This is a genomic window from Maribacter aquimarinus (assembly GCF_047345505.1).
Classification (GTDB): Bacteria; Bacteroidota; Bacteroidia; order Flavobacteriales; family Flavobacteriaceae; genus Maribacter.
This window is the reverse complement of sequence record NZ_JBLFEO010000001.1, coordinates 237,913-256,204: the sequence shown is the minus strand read 5'-3', so window position 1 is coordinate 256,204 and position 18,292 is coordinate 237,913. Positions and strand designations below refer to the sequence as shown.

The following is an 18,292-nucleotide window of genomic DNA, read 5'->3' as shown; positions in this document are numbered from 1 at the left end:
TCTTGGTTTTGTGGGTAGCGGGGCGCGGTTAAGGGATGCTTCTTAAAACCGTCGCTTATGCCCTGACCTGCCCATCTCCAAAGACATGGTATTTATTGGTGACCAGTTGCTCAAGGCCCAGGGGCCCGCGGTGGTGCAGTTTGTCCGTGCTTATGGCCAGCTCCGCGCCAACGCCCATCTGTCCGCCATCGGTAAAGCGGGTAGAGGCATTGTGGTACACCGCGGCACAGTCCACCTGTTGCATGAACTGGTGGGCCACCTCTTGGTTTTCCGTCATTATGCTGGCAGAATGGCCCCCGGAGTGCTCGTTGATCAAGTTTACGGCCTCCTTGGTGTCCGCAACGGCGGCCAAACAGCACTTCATGGCCAAAAACTCGGTTTTCCACAGTGCTTCATCCATTCTCTTTTGTTCGGGAAGGATTGGGGCAAGGGCATCGTCCACCAAAAGTTCCACTCCTTCTTTTTCCAGCGCACCGGCCAAGGAACGCACTTTTTCCTTGAACCCGGGCAGCTCCTTGTGGATCAGTATCTTGTCCACGGCGTTGCATGCCGAAATTTTTTGTGTTTTGGCATTTAGGGCCACGGCCACACTTTTGCCCCAATCGGCGTTCTTGTCCAAGTACAGAAAGTTGTTTCCCCTTCCGCTCACCAAGACCGCGCACTGTGCATGTTCCTTCACAAAGGCAATGAGGCGTTCCCCGCCCCGGGGCACGATCAGGTCCAACTTTACGGGCGGGTTCCTTAAAAACGCCCGGGTTTTTTCCCGGTCAAGGGTAAGGAGTTGTATGTAGTCACTGGACAGGCCATTGTCTTCAAGGGCCCGGTGCCAAAGTTTTACCAGTTCGGTATTGCTGTGCAGGGCTTCCTTGCCGCCCTTCAAGAAAATGGTGTTGTTGGCCTTAAAGGCCAAAACAGCGGCTTCCACGGTAACATCTGGCCGCGACTCATAGATGATGAGAATGGTGCCAAAGGGAGCCGTGCGATTGCTGATGCGGAGACCGTTGGCCAGTTGGGCATGGGAGATTTCGCGGTTTACCGGATCGTCCTGCTCCCTTACGGACCGCACCGCCTGGATCATTCCATCTATTTTGTCATTGTTCACCACCAAGCGATCGTAAAGGGCCCGATCGGTTAGGGTAAAGGCCTCCAGATCCTTACTGTTGGCCCGTAAAAGGGCATCCCTGTGCTTTTCCAGGAGTTGCTCCATGGTTTGCAATACCTTGTTTTTTAGTGTAGTGTCCAGTAGGTCCATCATAGGTATCTTTTTTGTTATACACTGACTTCGGTTCCCACCTGCTTGCCGTCCATGATGTCCAATATCGTGTTCTCTTTTTTGCCATTGGCAATATAGGTGGTAATGTTTCGGGCGGCCGCCATCTGGGCAAAATTAAGCTTTGAGCCCATACCGCCACGGCCTTCGCCCTCCTTTTTATGGCTTTCCTCTATATATCTGTCCAAATCTTCCTTGGGTTTTACTTTTTCAATGACCTCGCTGCCCTCGGAGTCCGGATGTCCGTTGTAGAGTCCGTCCCTATCCGTGAGCAAGATCAGTTTGTCCGCATTCATCAGTTGGGCAATAAGGGTGGCCAGTTCGTCATTGTCCGAGAACATGGACATGGTCACAGAGACGGCATCGTCCTCATTGGCTATGGGCACCACGCCCTCGGAGAGCAGGCCTTGACAGCAGTTGATCATGTTGTCACGGTGCAGTCCAGGACTAAAATCCCGTTTGGTGGGCAGTACTTGCGCACATTTCATCCCGTATTGATGGAAAATGTTGTAATACAGGCGCATCATCCTTGGCTGCCCTATGGCCGAATAGACCTGGCGCTTTTGTGTTTTTTCCTTTATGCTGGCCTCTCCCAAGACCTCCTTGCCGGCAATGACGGAACCCGAGGACACCAAAATGGTCATGATGTTGCGCTCGTAGAGTTGGGCTATTTGGCGTACCAGATTGTTGAGCACGGGACGCACAATGCGGTTGTCCCTATTGGTCATTACATTGGTGCCCACTTTTATTACAATGAGTTCTTTGTACATGGTCAATATTCTTTTCCCAGTTCCACGGCCCGGTCAAAGGCCGCAAAGGCGGCTTCCTTGATGAGCTCCCCCACTTTATTGTCTTTCATACTGTCCAATGCCGCCTGGGTGGTGCCGCCCTTGGAGGCCACCTTTTTCATCCAGGAGTTGGGCGATATGTTATCCTGGTTAAAGAGTTCCACCGCCCCGGTAAAGGTTTGGCTTACCAGCACCTTGGACACGTTGTGGGAAAAGCCCATTTGCAGGGCAGCGTCCATCATGCTCTGCATAAAATAAAACACATAGGCCGGACCACTTCCCGAGATGCCCGTGGAGGCATCAATGAAATTCTCATTGTCCACCTTTATGCTCTTGCCGGTGGTGTTTAGCAGGGTTTCCACGGTTAACAGTTCCAAGCGCGAAACCTCGGGGGAGGCCACGTAACTGGTGAGGCCCATTCCCACCTTTGCGGGCAGATTGGGCATGGCCCGCACCACTTTTTTCAGGCCTGTGAAGGCTTGGATGGCCTTGATGTGCATGCCGGCCATGATGGAGATGAGCACCTGGCCCTTGGTCACCAAGGGGCGCAGTTCCTTGAGCAGTTCCTCGGCGTGGTGGGGCTTAACCGCGATCATGATGATATCTGCCTGCGGCACACAGGTCTTGAGTTCATCATAGGTGTCAAAATGAGCCATACGGCCCACGGCTTCCAAGGTTTCTTCGGACTTGTCCAGGACCATGATGTTGTGCCGCTTGAGCAGTTTGGACTTGGACATGCCCTCAGCATAGGTAAGCCCCATGTTCCCGGCGCCTATCACTAAAATTTTCATCTGTTGTTTTTTTAAGGTCGTCCAGGAGCGGACGCAGTGGTTTCCATCGCCAATAAATGCCCTGCTGGGCATCAAGAAATGAGAGGGTTCATTATATGTTGAAGGATAACGGTCGGGGCGGGTCTTTTACTCCTCGGACTGTTCCCTGAGATACTGTTCGCGATAGGCCGCTTTTTTCTTTTGCGCCCTTTTTTCCACGGATTTCTTGGTGAAGTACTGGTTCTCCTTCAAGCGTTGTAGAAGCTTTACTTTCCGGGTCTTGCGCTTATACCTTTTAAGCGCCCTTTCAATGTTCTCTCCTTCTTTGATCTCTATTTTTAGCATGTCATTGTTTTAAGTTCATTTGTATGTAATCATTTTTAAACCCATGGTCTTCCAACACAGGAACCAGGGGATTGTCCTTTTTTACCTGTACCCCTATATCTCCACAGGAATAGTCCACCACATAGTTCAACATTTTTCTGTAAACGGTACTATCCCGGTGCTCCCTGTGCACGGCAATGGACACCACCAGCTGTTCCGGAAGGCTCCCTTCCAAACCTGTTCTGTTCATGACAATGGCCCCGATCAACATGCCATCTTCCTCTGCGGTATATACAATGCCCCCAAAACCGGGCACTTCCTTGGACGCATATCTTATGGCCCTTCTGATGTCTGTCTCCCTGGCGTTGTCCTCAATTTGGTGTTTGTGGATAAACTTGGTCAACCCATCGATCTGTAGCGGCGTTAAACGCGAAAAGGCGTCGTACGTATTGATCTGCATATGGCAGCACTTTTAAGTTTTTGATTTGTTTCCGCTAGGTATTGAATATAGCGGTATGCGGGGGCAGGAACGCCCCGGACAAAAATAAAAAGGCACCTCAATGGGTCGGGGGAATGAATTTTTGGGACTGGTTTCGGAAAACCAGATAACTGAAAGTGAAAATCCTGTGGTTTTTTCGCTTATGTGTCTTTTCCGCCATAATTTCAAAAGTATGAAAAATTGAACGGTAAGACGAAGGCTTGGCCCGATACTTTTATCTTTTTGAGGGGTTCACAAGAAATTCTTGCCCAGATTGCAGGATTGTAAAAAAAAATTGGCGACTTCCTTCTTTTGGGAATTTTCACCGGGCCACTGCCATGTGCGCATTCCCTTGTCCTTGGTTTTTACTGGGGCTGCCGTTTGGCCCGTGGTGAGCGCCTCCATTCCTTTTTTTTGATTTCACCCTTAGCGTTGCGGGTAAAACTCTTGATTCACAATTTAACTGGGGACTAAAAGTCGGAAGACGTAGGATGTTGTATTTTATGGTGCATGTGGGTAGATGCTTGCCTGTTTTAAATAGAGTTGACAGCCCTAATGTCGGGCCGGGCCCCCGCCTGGATGGTGGTCGCGGCAGGCAGTTGACGCCTCCTTTGGCTGGCGCATGGTTCTCCACTGCCTGCCCGTACGGTAGGCGGGCGCTCGAAGGAACAATGGAAAAATTAGTAATGATCAGATAATCATTTAATTACCTTTTTTAATTAATGCCTATTTATCTGCTTACCTCTATTCCGTGAATGATAGCGACCTACTTCCTGGGTGTTTGTAATCGAATCTATTTTTAGACTTACGTCCTAGCGTCCCATATCTGGCCAGTACCATTTTCGTTTCGTTTCCACGACCTTGGTGGTAGAATCCTTTTTTTTGGGCAAGGGCCCTGAATGGGTCGGGCGCCTAACCGCCCTTTTGCAACAGGGCCATATAAAAACCATCGTACCCACTCTTGTGCGCCCATATTTTTTTGTCCTTTACCAGGCTAAAGTCCACCCCTTCCGCAGACGCCAAGAAATGGGCAATTTGATCTTGGTTCTCCGCAGGGAGAATGGAGCAGGTGGCATAGACCATTTTGCCCCCCTCCTTGACCATTTTGCTGTAGGACCGCAAGATCTCCTGTTGGGTCTTCACGATTTTTTCGAGGAAATCGGGGCGCAGTTTCCATTTGGTGTCCGGGTTTCTGCGCAGCACGCCCAGACCGGTGCAAGGGGCATCGACCAAAACCCGATCGGCACTGCCGTACAGTTTTTTGATCACCTTGGTGCTGTCTATGGCCCGGGTGTCTATATTGTGCGCCCCGTTTCTGCGGGCGCGGCGTTTTAGTTCCTTGAGCTTGCTCTCGTAAATGTCCAGGGCAATGAGCTGCCCCTTGTTTTCCATCAGTGAGGCCAGGTGCAGCGTCTTGCCCCCCGCTCCGGCGCAGGTATCCACCACCCGCTGTCCGGGGGACACGTCCAGATAGGCCGCCACTTTCTGCGAAGAGGCATCCTGCACCTCAAAAAAGCCCTGTTTAAAGGCTTGGGTCACAAAGACATTGGCCCTTTCCGGGAGTTGCAGTGCCCACGGATAGCCTTGGATGGGTTCGGCCACTATGCCCTCTTCCAACAGGGCCTTTCGCAGTTTCTCCTTGGTGGTTTTTAAGGTATTGGTGCGCAAAATGACCGATGCCGGCTCGTTGAGCTTGGCCAGTTCCGAGGTCCAAAAGGCTTCTCCTAAGGCGGCTGCCCCCAAATGGTCTATCCAATCAGGTATGGATTCGCGATACTTTCTAATTTTGGAAAGCTCATCGAATTTTCCTTTTATGCGCCGCTCCGGGGTGGGTTCTATCTGTTTCCAATCGGGTAGGCGCAGGCCGGAGAGCACCGCCCAAACGGCCCACATGCGAAACAGGTCCGGTCTTGAAAAAGGTGCCTTTACCTCTGCGATCTCACTGTACAGCCTTTTGTAGCGCACCATTTCGTAAGTGGTCTCCGCGATGAACCCACGGTCCCTGGCACCCCAGCGCTTATCTATTTTAAGCACCTTTTGTACCACCTTGTCCGCATATTCGCCTTCATTGAAGATCTGGTTCAGGGCATCGATCACGGCAAATACCAAGTTTCTGTGCAATTTCATGGGTTCTGGCTCTAAAATTATGGGGGCAAAGGTATTGCTTTGGGGACGATTCCGATTATTTTTGGTGAAAATTGTCTTATGCGCCCCTATGTCCTTTTATTGATCATGGCCTTATTGGTCCGCTGCGCACAGCCCCAGCCCAGAACCGTGTTCACCGGCGTGGACATTACCCCGGTGTACACCGACTCCATGAGCATTAGGGCCATTGATTTCCTGGATACGGGCACCTTGGCCTTTGCCGGTGCCGATGGCCTTTTTGGCACCGTGGGGGTATTGAGCGGTAAGGTGCTGGCCAGCGTTATGGTGCATGACAGTGTAGCCCCCTCCTTTAGGGCAGTGGCCCATACGGACACCGATTTCTTTATGCTCTCCGTGAGCGATCCTGCCCTGCTGTATAAAACGGGGGAAGGCGGCAACATGGAACTGGTGTACCAAGAGCGCGGTGAAGGGGTGTTCTACGATGCCATGCAATTTTGGGACAACAAAGACGGCATAGCCCTGGGGGACAGGGTAGGGGACTGCATTTCCGTACTCCTTACCAGGGATGGCGGGCAAACGTGGCAAAAAGTGCCATGCAGGGACCTGCCAAAGGCCGCGGATGGAGAGGGCGCCTTTGCGGCGAGCAACACCAACATAGCCCTCCAGGGAGACAAGGTCTGGATGGGAACCACCGCGGGCAACATCTATTTTTCGGCGGACAAGGGAGCGACCTGGGAGGTGATCAAGACCCCCATGGCCAATGATGGGGCCACACAGGGCATCTATTCCTTGGATTTTTACGATGAACGCACCGGTTTTGCCATTGGGGGCGACTATACCGCACCGGAGGGAAACACCAACAACAAAATGAGAACGGACGATGGCGGCGCTACCTGGAAGCTGGTGGCCAATGGTGCCGCACCGGGATACAAAAGCTGCGTGCAGTTTGTTCCGGGAAGCTACGGACAGCAATTGGTGGCAGTGGGCTTCACGGGCATTTCCTATTCGGCAGATGGGGGCCTCAGTTGGCAGAAGCTCAGCGATGAGGGCTTTTACACCATAAGGTTCCTTTCTGCCACCGTGGCCTATGCAGCGGGGAAGAACCGGGTGGCCAAATTGTCCTTTGCCACCGCGGAACAGTAACTAAGCCCACTCCGTAAAGGCTTTTGGCCTACGGACGGACATGCTCACGGACGACCCCTTCTTTTTTGACCGTACTGCCGCAACAACTGCCTTTTAAAATCTGTTTCTGCCTGTAACAAGAGTAGGGTCTTTTTTGGGGAGAGGGTCTTGCCCATATCCATAATGAAGCGCTCTTTTTCTTGGGCACGCTCTTTTTCTTGAACCAATATTTCTTTTATCACGGCCTCTGCCTCCTTGTCCGTCATTGTTGCGATGTCTGACCCACTTTCCCTTTTATGGTCGCGTTCCCGTTGTCGCAGGGCCTGCATTCGGGTTTCGTGGGCGTTGTAGATGGGCCAAAAGGCTTCGGCCTCTTCGGGGCTCAGGTCCAGTCTTTCCGTAAAAAAGGCCACCTTTAAGGCCTTTACCCGTTCCAGCCGCTCATTTTGCTGTGCCAGGGCTCCAAAGGAAACCAGGAGCACCCATAGCATTGTCATCTTCCACTTAATCATCTTCGTATATGTTTTGTGTTTCCAAATCTTCAATGTTCTTGTCCAAATAGTCGTACAGCGCGGTGTCCTCCAGCAAAAGTCCGTCCATCGCCAGCGTTTCCAATTCGTCCATGGATAGGGTCTGGGCCAGTTCCGCATCTGAAAGGGCGCTGCCCTGCTCTTCCAAATAGAATGCCATATCGGCCAGGGCCAGGCCTTGGAAATTTGGTGCGGGCGTACTTTTTGGCGGTAGGGAAAAGAACAGTACGGTTAGGACGGCCACTGCGGCGGCCCAGTACCATTTTCGGTATCGCTTTAACGGAATCACTTTTTTGTGCTGTGCCGTTTTTTTTGCCAAAGTGGCCTCCAAATGGTCAAAATACCCCTCAGGCACGGTAAACCCGGCTGCCTTGGGATGCTTTTTGTCTTGGGACAGGGCCCGTTGCACCAAAGGTTCCTCCAACCGCTCAAAGTAGTTTTCGGGAACGGAAAAGGGATTGTGCGGTTTCTTTTTCATGGCAGTTTCAATCAAATGCTTTGCGCTGTTTTAACATAGGCTTCCACCTTCTTCGCGGCCAGATGGTAGGAGGCCTTCAACCCGCCCACGGAGGTGCCCAAGATTTCGGACATGCTGCTGTACTTCAGCTCTTGAAAATACCGCATGGTAAAGACCAATCGCTGTTTTTCCGGCAGGCTGGCAACGGCCCGTTGCAACTGTAGTTGTATCCCATCGCCCTCAAAATAAACATCGGCCTCCAGATTTTCTGCCAATTGTGATTGGTATTCTTCGGTGGCCATGCCCAGTTGTCTTGATTTTTCCTTTAAAAAGTTGAGCGATTCATTGGTGGCAATGCGGTACATCCAAGAGAACAATTTGCTATCGCCCTTAAAACCGTCTATGTGCCTAAAGATTTTTAAAAAGGTGTTTTGCAGCACATCGTCCGCATCGGCGTGGTTCAGGACCAAACCGCGAATGTGCCAGTACAAGCGCTCCTTGTATTGGCCCACCAGCGTCCTGAACGCGTCTGCGCGGGTTTCTTTGTTCTGGAGGCGGGCCACCAAGGGGTCAATGGACTTCAATAGACCGTGTTTTGTATGCTAAGACCCTGAATTTACAAAATGGTTTAATGCCGGAAGACATTTTGGTGGCAAACCCGTGGCCCAGGGGATGGAAGCGATCAATGCACCGGTTGGGCAACGGCCGCGCAACCGCACGGACACCCTATCATTACAGGGACTGCATGGCCACCAGTTTCTTGTAGGCCCCATTTTTATGGATGAGTTCACTGTGGGTGCCCTCTTCCACGATCTGGCCCCGCTGCAGCACCACGATCTTGTCCGCGTTCTGTATGGTGCTCAAGCGGTGGGCAATGACAATGCTGGTGCGGTTTTTCATCATTTTTTCCAGGGCGTCCTGCACCAGGCGCTCACTTTCCGTATCCAGGGCCGAAGTGGCCTCGTCCAGGATCATGATGGGCGGGTTCTTGAGCACTGCCCGCGCAATGGAGAGGCGTTGCTTCTGGCCGCCGCTGAGCTTGTTTCCGCTATCGCCAATATTGGTCTCGTAGCCCTTGGGAAGGGCCATGATAAAGTCGTGGGCATTGGCAATTTTGGCGGCCTCCTGTATGTCTTCCAAGCTACTGTTCTCCCTGCCCAGGCCAATGTTGTTGCCCACGGTGTCATTGAAAAGGATGGAGTCTTGGGTCACCAGGCCCATCAGTGCCCGGAGCGATGCTTTGGTAAGTTGCTTTATGTTGGTGCCGTCTATGGCAATGCTGCCCTCGGTCACGTCATAAAAACGGGTCACGAGATTGGCAATGGTGCTCTTGCCGCTGCCGGACTGCCCCACCAAGGCCACCGTGCTTCCTTTGGGCACGGAGAGGTTAAAGTGCTTCAATACATAATCGTCCTCGTATTTAAAGGACACATCTTTGAGCACCACATCACTGGTAAAGCCTGCTTTGTCAATGGCATTTGGCATTTCGGCAATCGGGTTTTCGGTTTCCAGGACCTCCAGTACCCTTTCCGCGGCCGCATTGCCCTTCTGTACACCGTAAGAGGCCTTGCTAATGGATTTGGCCGGGGTAAGGAAATTGTAGGCCAGGGCAATATAGCCAATGAAGGAGGCCGCATCCAAGGTCTTTTCAACGATCACCAGTTGCCCGCCGTACCAGAGGAGCACCCCAATGACCAAAATGCCCAAAAACTCCCCGGTGGGAGAGGCCAGGTTCTGCCGGTTTAGCAGTGCGTTGCTAAAATGGAAAAAACGCGAGGTACTTTTTTGAAACCGCTTTACAAACCTATTTTCCGCATTGAAGGCCTTGACCACCCTGAGGCCGCCCAAGGTCTCTTCCACAATGCTCAAAAATTCGCCCTGTTCCTTTTGTACGCGATCCGATTTTTTCTTCAGTGATTTTCCGATCCTGGTAATGATGAGGCCGGAAATGGGAATGAAAACGAACACAAAAAGGGTGAGTTGCGGACTGATGCCAAACATGATCAGCAGGGTAAAGAGCATGGTCAGGGGCTCCCGTACGATCAGTTCCAAAATGGAGAGGAAGGAGTGTTGGATCTCCAAGACATCTGAAGTGACCCTGGCAATGACATCTCCTTTTCTTTTCTCCGTAAAATAGGAAATGGGCAGCTGGGTGATCTTTTGGTACATGGCATTTCTAAGGTCCTTAAGCACCCCATTGCGCAGGAAGGTAATGAAGTACATGGCCAGGTAGTTGAACAGGTTCTTGAGCAGGAACAGCAGCAACACCAGGCCAATGACCAGCACCAAGCCCTTCATCTGGTCGTCTCCGGCATACTGGGTCACGGTGTAGTTCACCTGCTTTAGGGCATAATCCTTAACGGTGCCCAGTCCCTCATATACGGGTTTCGTGGTCACTTTTTTTTCAGGATAGAAAATAACGTCCAAGGTGGGGATCAGGGCGGCGAAGGCCAAGGCACTGAAAAGGGCATAGAGGACATTGAAAAAAATATTCAGGTACCCGTACAGGGCGTAGGGTCTGGCAAAGCGAAGGATTTTCTTAAAATACTCCATCAAGAAAGATTGAGCTCCGCCAGGATGCGCTGTATTTTAGCGTCCAACTGGGCGGCCACCTCCTTGTACGCCTCGGCGGCGGGCAATGGGGCGTTGGTGCTTATGTAAAACTTTACCTTGGGTTCCGTGCCGCTGGGACGGGCCGCCACCCGGGTGCCGTCTTCGGTCTCATAGATGAGCACATTGGCCTTGGGAAGGTCTATGGTCCTTTCTTCCCCGGTGAGCACGTTTTTGGCCACGGAGGTGTTGTAGTCCTCCACCCATTTTACCTTGGAGCCCGCCACGGACGCCACCGGCTTTTCCTTGAAATCCTTGAGCATCTGTTTAATTTCCTCGGCGCCGCTAATTCCTTTTTTGGTAATGGCCACCAGGTGCTCCCTGTAAAACCCATAGGCCACATAGCAAGCGATCAGATCTTTGTAGAAAGAGCTCCCATTGGCCTTGGCCTGGGCTCCGATCTCACAGGCCAGCAGGGTGGAGGTCACGGCATCCTTGTCCCGCACAAAATCGCCCACCATATAGCCAAAGCTCTCTTCGCCGCCGCCCAAGAACTCGGACTCCGGAAAGTCCTTGATCATTTTTCCGATCCACTTAAAGCCAGTGAGCGCGGTTTTGAATTCCACCCCGTGGGCCTTTGCCATTTGTTGCATCATGGGCGTGCTCACAATGGTGGTGGCAATGAACTCATTGCCCTTAACCCCGCTTTGTTTTCTCTGTTGCAGCAAAAACTGGGTCATCAGGACCATGGCCTGGTTGCCGTTCACAATTTCCATCTTGCCTTCCAGGTTGCGCACGGCAATGCCCAAGCGATCGCTGTCCGGATCCGTGCCCACCACCATGTCCGCGCCAATTTCCTCGGCCTTTGCAATCGCCATGGAGAGCGCCTCGGGCTCCTCGGGGTTGGGCGATTGTACCGTGGGGAAGTCCCCATTGGGCTCGGCCTGTTCCTCAATCACGGTCACATTCTTATAGCCCGCCCGTTTCAGTACCTCGGGAATGGCGGTGATGGAGGTGCCGTGCAGGGAGGTGAAGACAATTTTAAAATCGTCCTTGCCCGCCGCGTTGAAATTGCCGTTGGCCACGGAGGCCTCTAGGAAGGCTTCGTCCACTTCCCTGTCAATGACCTCAATGAGGGCTTCGTTGGGTTCAAATTTTATGTCCTCGTAGGGCAGCGCGTTGATTTCCGCGATGATCTCACCGTCCTGGGGCGGTACGATCTGTCCTCCATCCGTCCAATAGACCTTGTACCCATTGTATTCCGGAGGATTGTGCGAGGCCGTGAGCACAATGCCCGCATGGCAGTTGAGATGCCTTACGGCAAAGCTAAGTTCCGGCGTGGTTCGCAGTTCGGAAAAGAGGTACACCTTAATGCCGTTGGCAGAGAACACCTCGGCCACCGTACGGGCCAGGGAGTCGCTGTTGTGCCGGCAATCGAAGGCAATGACCACCTTTATGGCCTCGCCCTTGTAGGTCTTGTTCAGGTAGTTGCTAAGCCCCTGGGTGCTCTTGCCCAGGGTGTACTTGTTTATTCTGTTGGTGCCCACGCCCATGATACCGCGCATGCCACCGGTACCGAACTCCATTTGCTTGTAAAACCGGTCCTTGAGCTCTTCGGGGTCATGGTCCATAAGGTGCTGCACTTCTTTTTTGGTGGCCGGATCAAAGAAATCGGTCATCCAACTTTTGGCAGTTTCCAGAATGTTGTTCATAAGGTATAAATTAATGTTGTTGTCTAAGGTTGCTCCGAATGGGATAAAGTGGTGGTATTGATGCCCATTTCTTCTGTGATCACATAACGGGTTTCCTCTTTTTTTGATCGGATCATGATCTCGCCCAGAAAACCGGCCAGAAACAATTGGGTGCCTATGACCATGGAGGTCAGGGCAATATAAAACTGGGGGCGATCGGTAATGAGACGGCTAAAGGGGTTAATGAACAGTTTGTCCACGCCCAGGTAGAGCGCAAAACCAAACCCTATGAGGAACATGAGCACGCCCAGGGCCCCGAACAGGTGCATGGGCCGTTTGCCAAACTTGGATACGAACCAGATGGTGATAAGGTCCAAAAAACCGTTGATGAAGCGTTCTGCCCCAAACTTGGTGCGGCCGTACTTTCTGCTCTGGTGCTGTACCACCTTTTCGCCTATGGCCGTAAAACCGGCATTCTTGGCCAAGACCGGAATGTAACGGTGCATTTCCCCGGACACCTCAATGGTTTTCACCACTTGTTTGCGGTAGGCCTTGATGCCGCAGTTGAAATCATGCAGGCGCACCCCTGAGGTTTTCCTTGCCGCCCAATTGAAGAGTTTGGAGGGCAGGTTTTTGAACAATACGGAATCGTAGCGCTTTTTCTTCCAGCCAGAGACCAGGTCGTAGTCCCCTTCCCGGATCATTTGGTAGAGCGCGGGGATTTCCTCCGGATTGTCCTGTAGATCGGCGTCCATGGTGATCACCACATCGCCCTGGGCTTGGCCAAATCCGGCGTGTAGGGCCTGCGACTTGCCAAAATTGCGTTGAAACCTCAGTGCCCGGACGTTGGGGTTCCCCTTGGCCAGTTTCATGATGATGTCCCAAGAGGCATCACTGCTGCCATCGTCCACAAAAAGGATTTCATAGGTAAACCCGTGGTCTGTCATCACCGAGACGATCCAATCGTGCAGTTCTTGGAGCGATTCTTCTTCGTTCAATAAGGGAATGACGATGGATAGCTGCATGGCGACCTTCTGGGAATTCCCGTCAAAAATAAGACAAATGCCGCTGTTACTCGTCTGCCAGTTCTTCTTTTTTCATGATCAGCCCCACGATGAGGCCCACGACCAGCCCAATGATGATGTTGAATATGAGGATGATCGGATAGGAGATCCAGGCAAACTTTTTTTGCATTTCAATGCCTTGGTCCATCTGCTCCTCGGTTAAACTGGGGTTGGCGGCCATCGCCTCTTCCTTGCCCAATTCAAATACGTTGTCCATGTAGTCTGGCTCGATGACGTTAGAGAGGAAGAAAAAATAGACGAGGCCCAGGATGCCAGCGATCAATGCCACTCCGGCACCCACCTTCAACGCTTCCGATAGCGTTAAAAAGCCCAAGTTCATTTTCTTGAACTGTACAATGCCCACGATGATCCCGGCCACCAAAATCAATATCTGTATGGTCTGTACGGCAAAACCGCGTTCGTAGTGCATGTCCGCAAAGTAGAGCATTAGGCCAAATACAATGCCCACAGCGCCCGTCAATAGTCCAAAATTCAGTGATACCTTTCCGGTGGTTGGTCTGTTCTGTTCCATGTTCTTTTGTTTTTGGTTGTTACTGTATGCCATTGGTAGGGGCAATGTACCAAAAGTTACAGTCAGGTTGTTTTTTTTGGGGGATATTTCTCTATTTTAATCGTGCTATCCCAAGAAATTAATTAAATTTGCCCCCTGAAAATAGCCGCTGTTGGAAATGGGGGCACAAAAAGTAACATAATGCAAAAAGGAATTCACCCTGAAAATTATAGGTTGGTCGCCTTCAAGGATATGAGCAACGAAGATGTGTTCATCACCAAATCCACCGCAGACACCAAGGAGACCTTGGAAGTGGATGGCGTGGAATACCCCTTGGTAAAATTGGAGATCAGCAGAACTTCCCATCCCTTTTATACCGGTAAGGCCAAATTGTTGGATACGGCCGGCCGTATAGACAAGTTCAAGAACAAGTACAAAAAATTTGCCAAGCCCTCCAAACAGGAGGAGTAGCAACGTTTTTTTTAGATGCACACGAGACCCCCAGTGGCTTCCACTGGGGGTTTTTTTGGTGGGCGTGGGAAGTGCCCTGGGCCGCCAGGGCCAAGAGATGGTTTTCACCCATTTTTTTTGGATGATTGTCCAAACAAATGTTCCTGAGCTTTAAGATTTCTTAATTTTGCCCAAAACCACCGACACCATGAACCCCATACTTTTTGATGGTCCCGCCCGGGAACATCTTTTGCCCTTTACCTTTACCCGTCCCGTTTGCGATATTCGCATGGGCATTCTTACCATCAGGGAGAAATGGGAGGCCCATTTGGGCACCACGGCTTCCTGTAAGACGGAAGCCTACCTGAGCGTTAAGTTTCCCATGCGCACCGCCGCCGAGAACACCTTCATCAATGCGGCCCTGCTTCCCAACCCAAAATTGGTCAAGGCCATTGGTCTTTTGGGAGCCTCCCAAAAGTTAATGGCGGGCGACACCCTCGTGGCCTATTGCACCTCCGGTGATCCCGATCGGGAGGCGGTGAACAGTTTTGAAAATGTCCCCTTTAAGGGCGAATTGGTGGAGATAAGACGCACCTGGGACATCTTTTCCAAAAATGGGGCGGCCCTGGAGGCCGATTTTGAACTGCTTACCAAAGGCCGTAAGAGCGAGCCCATCTCTGCCACCAATAGCCTTATTTGCCCCGAACGCATCTTTCTGGAGCCTGGTGCCAAGGTGGAATACAGTATTTTGAACGCCACCGACGGGCCCATCTATATTGGCAAAAATGCAGAGGTATGGGAGGGCAGCCTTATCCGTGGCGGGTTGGCCCTCTGTGAGCATGCCGTGGTGAAAATGGGAGGAAAGATTTATGGCGATACCACCATTGGCCCGCACAGCAAGGTCTGTGGGGAGGTAAGCAATGCCGTGATCTTTGGCTACAGCAGCAAAGGGCATGAAGGCTATCTGGGCAATGCGGTGCTGGGGGAATGGTGCAACATTGGCGCGGACTCCAACAATTCCAACCTAAAGAACAATTACGCCAAGGTGCGGGCCTGGAACTATGGCACCCGGAGCTTTGAGCAGACCGGGCTGCAGTTTTGCGGCCTCATGATGGGCGACCACAGCAAATCTGCCATCAATACCATGTTCAACACCGGCACGGTGGTGGGCGTAAACTGCAACATTTATGTGCCCGGTTTCCCCCGAAACTTCATACCCAGCTTTAGTTGGGGCGGGGCCTCCGGTTTCAGCACCTATATGCCCACCAAGGCCTTTGAGGCCGCAGAGGTGATGATGGCCAGAAGAGGGGTGGAATTCAATGCCGTGGAGGCCGATATTTTGTTCCACGTCTTCGATCTAACCCAAGAATGGCGCAATTATTCCTAGCTATGGGCCTTGGCTCTCCCCTTGATGGCCCTGTCCCACGGCAGCGGGCATACCCCTGACCATTGATGGTGGCAAAAGTATTTGGGGTGCTGCACGCCCTAAAACAGGCTTCCCATCAATCTAGGTCAAAACCGTATCTTTGCACGTTTACAAAAAGGTTGGCTCCAGATGAAAAGGAAAGTGGCATTCTATACCTTGGGCTGCAAGCTCAATTTTTCCGAAACTTCCACCATAGGCAGAAGTTTTGAGGAGGAGGGCTTTGAGCGCGTGCCCTTTACGGAACGGGCAGACATGTACGTGATCAACACCTGCTCCGTTACAGAAAACGCAGACAAAAAGTTCAAGACCGTGGTGCGCCAGGCCCAAAAGGCAAACCCGGAGGCGGTGGTGGCGGCCATTGGTTGCTATGCCCAGTTGAAACCCGAGGAACTGGCCGAGGTGAACGGGGTGGACCTGGTTTTGGGGGCCACCGAAAAGTTTAACATCACGGAGTACGTCAACGGGCTTTTTAACCAGCCCCAAGACCGTTCGGGACGCGCAGAGGTGCATTCCTGCTCCATAGAAGAGGCCGATTTCTACGTGGGAAGCTATGCCATTGGCGACCGTACCAGAGCCTTTCTCAAGGTGCAGGATGGCTGTGACTACAAATGCACCTACTGCACCATTCCCCTGGCACGGGGCATTTCCCGCAGTGATACCCTGGACAATGTCCTGGCCAATGCCAGGGAAATAGCCAATAAGGGGATACGGGAAATTGTGCTCACCGGGGTTAACATTGGTGATTACGGCAAGGGCGAATTTGGCAACAAACGCCACGAGCATACCTTTTTGGACTTGGTGAAGGCCTTGGACACGGTGCCCGGTATTGAGCGCTTGCGGATATCTTCCATTGAGCCCAATCTTTTAAAGAACGAGACCATAGCCTTCGTGGCACGGCCCAACGCCTTTGTGCCCCATTTTCACATTCCCCTGCAAAGCGGCAGCGATGTGTTGTTGAAGCTTATGAAGCGCAGGTACATGACGGCCCTTTACCGGGACAGGGTACAACAGATCAAGGAGGCCATGCCCCATTGTTGCATAGGGGTGGATGTGATCGTGGGCTTTCCCGGGGAAACCGACGACCTCTTTTTGGAAACCTACCATTTTCTCAATGAACTGCCCATAAGTTACCTGCACGTGTTCACCTATTCCGAGCGAGACAATACGGAGGCGGTTGGCCTGGACGGGGTGGTGCCCCAAAAGGTACGGAACAAACGCAGTAAGATGTTGCGCGCCCTGTCCGTTAAAAAAAGAAGGGCCTTCTATGAAAGTCAACTGGGAACGGAGCGCGAAGTGCTCTTTGAAAGTGAGAACAAGGCAGGCTACATTCACGGCTTCACGGAAAACTACGTGAAGGTAAAGGCGCCTTGGAATCCGCAGCTGGTGAACACCCTGCACCGAGTGGTCCTTGCCCAAATAGACACGGATGGGTTGGTGCGCTTTGAATGGATGGGCGGAAGGAAGGACGAAGAAGGGCAAAAAAAAACCTCCCGGGAAGGGAGGCTCAATTCGGTCTAAATGCGTATGCCCACCGGTAACATTTCTTTGTACTGCCTGTTCTTCCTTAAGAAACCGGCTATTTGCGGACTTGTGGGAACCACACGGAGGTTCTTTTCTTGGAGATGGTGCAACACCGCCTTGATGAAATCTTCCTTGAAGCCCTCTTGACTGATTTCTTCCGGTACAATGAACTTGGTCAGGAAAACTTTTCTTTCTTGGGATGAATACTCTATTTTGGCCAGGTGCCCGTCAATTTTTGTTTCAAATTGGCGCAAGAAAGCATTGTCAGTGATGGTAACATTGTTCATATAGTATAATTTAGTGTTGGTCTAAGACAAAAAAATTACGATGTTCCCCAATCGTAATGCTCACGGTTCTTTAAAAACCAGCCGAAAAAAAATAACATTTTAATGGCCAAAGTGAGCAAATTTAACCAAAATTTGGTGAAAATCCTATTTTTAAACGATGTTAAATTCAAAACGGCCCCACAAAATTGCAGTTTATTTTATGCCGGGAATGGCCGCCGGCCCTGCCATTTTTGAGCACATAAAATTGGATGCCTCCCGTTTTGAATGTGTTTACTTGGAATGGGAGCTGCCCACACCAAAGATGACCCTGCAGGAATACGCCCGGTTGATGACCCGCCATATTGTGCACGATAACCCAGTGCTTTTGGGGGTGAGCTTTGGCGGTATTTTGGTGCAGGAAATGGCCCGTATGGTCCACGTTAAAAAAACGATCATTGTAAGCAGTGTAAAGTGCACCGCAGAGTTGCCAAAAAAAATGTTGTTTGCCCGTTACACCAAGGCGCACAAGCTATTGCCCACCGGTTTGGTGAACAATGTGGAACTGTTGGCAAAATATGCGTTTGGAGAAGCCGTTACCAAGCGGCTGAAACTGTATGAGCGCTACCTGAGCGTGCGGGACAAGGCGTATTTGGACTGGTGCATTGACAAGACGGTGAATTGGAAACAGGAGCATCCGCCTGCCGGCCTGGTGCACATTCACGGGGACAAGGACACCGTTTTCCCCCTGGCCAACCCCACCAATTGCCTGGTGGTAAAGAATGCCACCCATACCATGATCATTCACAGGGCAAAGTGGTTCAATGAGCACTTGCCCACAATTATCTTGCAAGAAAACAGTTCTATTTAATACCTTTGAGACAGGTAGGGGCATTGCAGCTAGGGGAGAAGACCTTCCCAGAACGGTAAAAGGCCCCATTTTTTAACCGGACCAAATCCTTTTTAATTCG

General features: G+C 51.6%; 19 protein-coding genes. 5 read left to right on the top strand and 14 right to left on the bottom strand.

The window, feature by feature from the left end:
- Nucleotides 1-55: 55 nt before the first annotated feature.
- From ACKWCC_RS01120 to ACKWCC_RS01095, 6 genes are all read right to left on the bottom strand, one after another.
- Nucleotides 56-1,252 carry a glutamate-5-semialdehyde dehydrogenase gene (locus ACKWCC_RS01120; protein ID WP_413994120.1) on the bottom strand — a complete coding sequence of 399 codons (1,197 nt, stop codon included), beginning with the start codon at nucleotides 1,250-1,252 and terminating at the stop codon, nucleotides 56-58.
- Nucleotides 1,253-1,269: 17 nt separating this feature from the next.
- Nucleotides 1,270-2,040 carry a glutamate 5-kinase gene (gene proB / locus ACKWCC_RS01115; protein ID WP_413994044.1) on the bottom strand — a complete coding sequence of 257 codons (771 nt, stop codon included), beginning with the start codon at nucleotides 2,038-2,040 and terminating at the stop codon, nucleotides 1,270-1,272.
- 2 nt (nucleotides 2,041-2,042) lie between these two features.
- A complete protein-coding gene (gene proC, locus ACKWCC_RS01110; RefSeq protein ID WP_413994043.1) occupies nucleotides 2,043-2,849 on the bottom strand; it encodes a pyrroline-5-carboxylate reductase in 807 nt (268 codons plus the stop codon).
- A 126-nt stretch (nucleotides 2,850-2,975) separates the two neighbouring features.
- The gene (gene rpsU / locus ACKWCC_RS01105; protein WP_413994042.1) at nucleotides 2,976-3,173 is read right to left on the bottom strand and encodes a 30S ribosomal protein S21; all 198 of its coding nucleotides are present in this window, start codon (nucleotides 3,171-3,173) and stop codon (nucleotides 2,976-2,978) included.
- A gap of 1 nt (nucleotide 3,174) precedes the next feature.
- Nucleotides 3,175-3,612, bottom strand: a complete 438-nt coding sequence (locus ACKWCC_RS01100) for a hypothetical protein (RefSeq protein WP_413994041.1) — start codon at nucleotides 3,610-3,612, stop codon at nucleotides 3,175-3,177.
- 930 nt (nucleotides 3,613-4,542) lie between these two features.
- Nucleotides 4,543-5,757, bottom strand: coding sequence for an RsmB/NOP family class I SAM-dependent RNA methyltransferase (locus ACKWCC_RS01095; protein ID WP_413994040.1), 1,215 nt, complete (start codon nucleotides 5,755-5,757; stop codon nucleotides 4,543-4,545).
- 78 nt (nucleotides 5,758-5,835) lie between these two features.
- On the opposite strand from ACKWCC_RS01095, the gene ACKWCC_RS01090 reads away from it, so the two are divergent.
- Complete coding sequence (locus tag ACKWCC_RS01090; RefSeq protein WP_413994039.1) at nucleotides 5,836-6,879, top strand: WD40/YVTN/BNR-like repeat-containing protein; 1,044 nt, start codon at nucleotides 5,836-5,838, stop codon at nucleotides 6,877-6,879.
- Nucleotides 6,880-6,923: 44 nt separating this feature from the next.
- Here the strand turns inward: ACKWCC_RS01090 and ACKWCC_RS01085 are convergent, their stop codons facing one another.
- From ACKWCC_RS01085 to ACKWCC_RS01055, 7 genes are all read right to left on the bottom strand, one after another.
- Nucleotides 6,924-7,370, bottom strand: a complete 447-nt coding sequence (locus ACKWCC_RS01085) for a hypothetical protein (RefSeq protein ID WP_413994038.1) — start codon at nucleotides 7,368-7,370, stop codon at nucleotides 6,924-6,926.
- Nucleotides 7,363-7,866 carry a hypothetical protein gene (locus ACKWCC_RS01080; RefSeq protein ID WP_413994037.1) on the bottom strand — a complete coding sequence of 168 codons (504 nt, stop codon included), beginning with the start codon at nucleotides 7,864-7,866 and terminating at the stop codon, nucleotides 7,363-7,365. The genes ACKWCC_RS01085 and ACKWCC_RS01080 overlap by 8 nt, the downstream gene beginning before the upstream one ends.
- Before the next feature lie 11 nt (nucleotides 7,867-7,877).
- Complete coding sequence (locus tag ACKWCC_RS01075) at nucleotides 7,878-8,429, bottom strand: RNA polymerase sigma factor (RefSeq protein ID WP_413994036.1); 552 nt, start codon at nucleotides 8,427-8,429, stop codon at nucleotides 7,878-7,880.
- Between the two features lie 148 nt (nucleotides 8,430-8,577).
- The gene (locus ACKWCC_RS01070; RefSeq protein WP_413994035.1) at nucleotides 8,578-10,398 is read right to left on the bottom strand and encodes an ABC transporter ATP-binding protein; all 1,821 of its coding nucleotides are present in this window, start codon (nucleotides 10,396-10,398) and stop codon (nucleotides 8,578-8,580) included.
- Nucleotides 10,398-12,107 (bottom strand): phospho-sugar mutase, encoded by a 1,710-nt coding sequence (locus ACKWCC_RS01065; protein ID WP_413994034.1) that lies wholly within the window; start codon nucleotides 12,105-12,107, stop codon nucleotides 10,398-10,400. The genes ACKWCC_RS01070 and ACKWCC_RS01065 overlap by 1 nt, the downstream gene beginning before the upstream one ends.
- A 23-nt stretch (nucleotides 12,108-12,130) precedes the next feature.
- On the bottom strand, nucleotides 12,131-13,111 hold the full coding sequence (locus ACKWCC_RS01060) for a glycosyltransferase family 2 protein (protein WP_413994033.1): 981 nt from the start codon (nucleotides 13,109-13,111) through the stop codon (nucleotides 12,131-12,133).
- A 46-nt stretch (nucleotides 13,112-13,157) separates the two neighbouring features.
- Entirely contained in the window at nucleotides 13,158-13,682 is a 525-nt protein-coding gene (locus ACKWCC_RS01055; RefSeq protein WP_413994032.1) for a DUF4199 domain-containing protein, read from the bottom strand.
- Between the two features lie 180 nt (nucleotides 13,683-13,862).
- On the opposite strand from ACKWCC_RS01055, the gene ACKWCC_RS01050 reads away from it, so the two are divergent.
- From ACKWCC_RS01050 to mtaB, 3 genes are all read left to right on the top strand, one after another.
- Nucleotides 13,863-14,132 (top strand): type B 50S ribosomal protein L31, encoded by a 270-nt coding sequence (locus ACKWCC_RS01050; protein WP_413994031.1) that lies wholly within the window; start codon nucleotides 13,863-13,865, stop codon nucleotides 14,130-14,132.
- Nucleotides 14,133-14,319: 187 nt separating this feature from the next.
- Nucleotides 14,320-15,498 carry a GlmU family protein gene (locus tag ACKWCC_RS01045; protein WP_413994030.1) on the top strand — a complete coding sequence of 393 codons (1,179 nt, stop codon included), beginning with the start codon at nucleotides 14,320-14,322 and terminating at the stop codon, nucleotides 15,496-15,498.
- Between the two features lie 168 nt (nucleotides 15,499-15,666).
- Nucleotides 15,667-17,055 carry a tRNA (N(6)-L-threonylcarbamoyladenosine(37)-C(2))-methylthiotransferase MtaB gene (gene mtaB / locus ACKWCC_RS01040; RefSeq protein WP_413994029.1) on the top strand — a complete coding sequence of 463 codons (1,389 nt, stop codon included), beginning with the start codon at nucleotides 15,667-15,669 and terminating at the stop codon, nucleotides 17,053-17,055.
- On the opposite strand, the gene ACKWCC_RS01035 is transcribed toward mtaB, so the two are convergent.
- A complete protein-coding gene (locus ACKWCC_RS01035; RefSeq protein WP_413994028.1) occupies nucleotides 17,052-17,345 on the bottom strand; it encodes a GNAT family N-acetyltransferase in 294 nt (97 codons plus the stop codon). The two genes, mtaB and ACKWCC_RS01035, sit on opposite strands and share 4 nt — an antisense overlap.
- Before the next feature lie 157 nt (nucleotides 17,346-17,502).
- On the opposite strand from ACKWCC_RS01035, the gene ACKWCC_RS01030 reads away from it, so the two are divergent.
- Nucleotides 17,503-18,192 (top strand): alpha/beta fold hydrolase, encoded by a 690-nt coding sequence (locus tag ACKWCC_RS01030; RefSeq protein WP_413994027.1) that lies wholly within the window; start codon nucleotides 17,503-17,505, stop codon nucleotides 18,190-18,192.
- Nucleotides 18,193-18,292 lie beyond the last annotated feature (100 nt).

Bases quoted from the DNA above. Each gene is read 5' to 3' on its own strand.
- ACKWCC_RS01120 (WP_413994120.1), bottom strand. From the start codon at position 1,252: ATGGACCTACTGGACACTACACTAAAAAACAAGGTATTGCAAACCATG.
- proB (WP_413994044.1), bottom strand. From the start codon at position 2,040: ATGTACAAAGAACTCATTGTAATAAAAGTGGGCACCAATGTAATGACC.
- proC (WP_413994043.1), bottom strand. From the start codon at position 2,849: ATGAAAATTTTAGTGATAGGCGCCGGGAACATGGGGCTTACCTATGCT.
- rpsU (WP_413994042.1), bottom strand. From the start codon at position 3,173: ATGCTAAAAATAGAGATCAAAGAAGGAGAGAACATTGAAAGGGCGCTT.
- ACKWCC_RS01100 (WP_413994041.1), bottom strand. From the start codon at position 3,612: ATGCAGATCAATACGTACGACGCCTTTTCGCGTTTAACGCCGCTACAG.
- ACKWCC_RS01095 (WP_413994040.1), bottom strand. From the start codon at position 5,757: ATGAAATTGCACAGAAACTTGGTATTTGCCGTGATCGATGCCCTGAAC.
- ACKWCC_RS01090 (WP_413994039.1), top strand. From the start codon at position 5,836: ATGCGCCCCTATGTCCTTTTATTGATCATGGCCTTATTGGTCCGCTGC.
- ACKWCC_RS01085 (WP_413994038.1), bottom strand. From the start codon at position 7,370: ATGATTAAGTGGAAGATGACAATGCTATGGGTGCTCCTGGTTTCCTTT.
- ACKWCC_RS01080 (WP_413994037.1), bottom strand. From the start codon at position 7,866: ATGAAAAAGAAACCGCACAATCCCTTTTCCGTTCCCGAAAACTACTTT.
- ACKWCC_RS01070 (WP_413994035.1), bottom strand. From the start codon at position 10,398: ATGGAGTATTTTAAGAAAATCCTTCGCTTTGCCAGACCCTACGCCCTG.
- ACKWCC_RS01065 (WP_413994034.1), bottom strand. From the start codon at position 12,107: ATGAACAACATTCTGGAAACTGCCAAAAGTTGGATGACCGATTTCTTT.
- ACKWCC_RS01060 (WP_413994033.1), bottom strand. From the start codon at position 13,111: ATGCAGCTATCCATCGTCATTCCCTTATTGAACGAAGAAGAATCGCTC.
- ACKWCC_RS01055 (WP_413994032.1), bottom strand. From the start codon at position 13,682: ATGGAACAGAACAGACCAACCACCGGAAAGGTATCACTGAATTTTGGA.
- ACKWCC_RS01050 (WP_413994031.1), top strand. From the start codon at position 13,863: ATGCAAAAAGGAATTCACCCTGAAAATTATAGGTTGGTCGCCTTCAAG.
- ACKWCC_RS01045 (WP_413994030.1), top strand. From the start codon at position 14,320: ATGAACCCCATACTTTTTGATGGTCCCGCCCGGGAACATCTTTTGCCC.
- mtaB (WP_413994029.1), top strand. From the start codon at position 15,667: ATGAAAAGGAAAGTGGCATTCTATACCTTGGGCTGCAAGCTCAATTTT.
- ACKWCC_RS01035 (WP_413994028.1), bottom strand. From the start codon at position 17,345: ATGAACAATGTTACCATCACTGACAATGCTTTCTTGCGCCAATTTGAA.
- ACKWCC_RS01030 (WP_413994027.1), top strand. From the start codon at position 17,503: ATGTTAAATTCAAAACGGCCCCACAAAATTGCAGTTTATTTTATGCCG.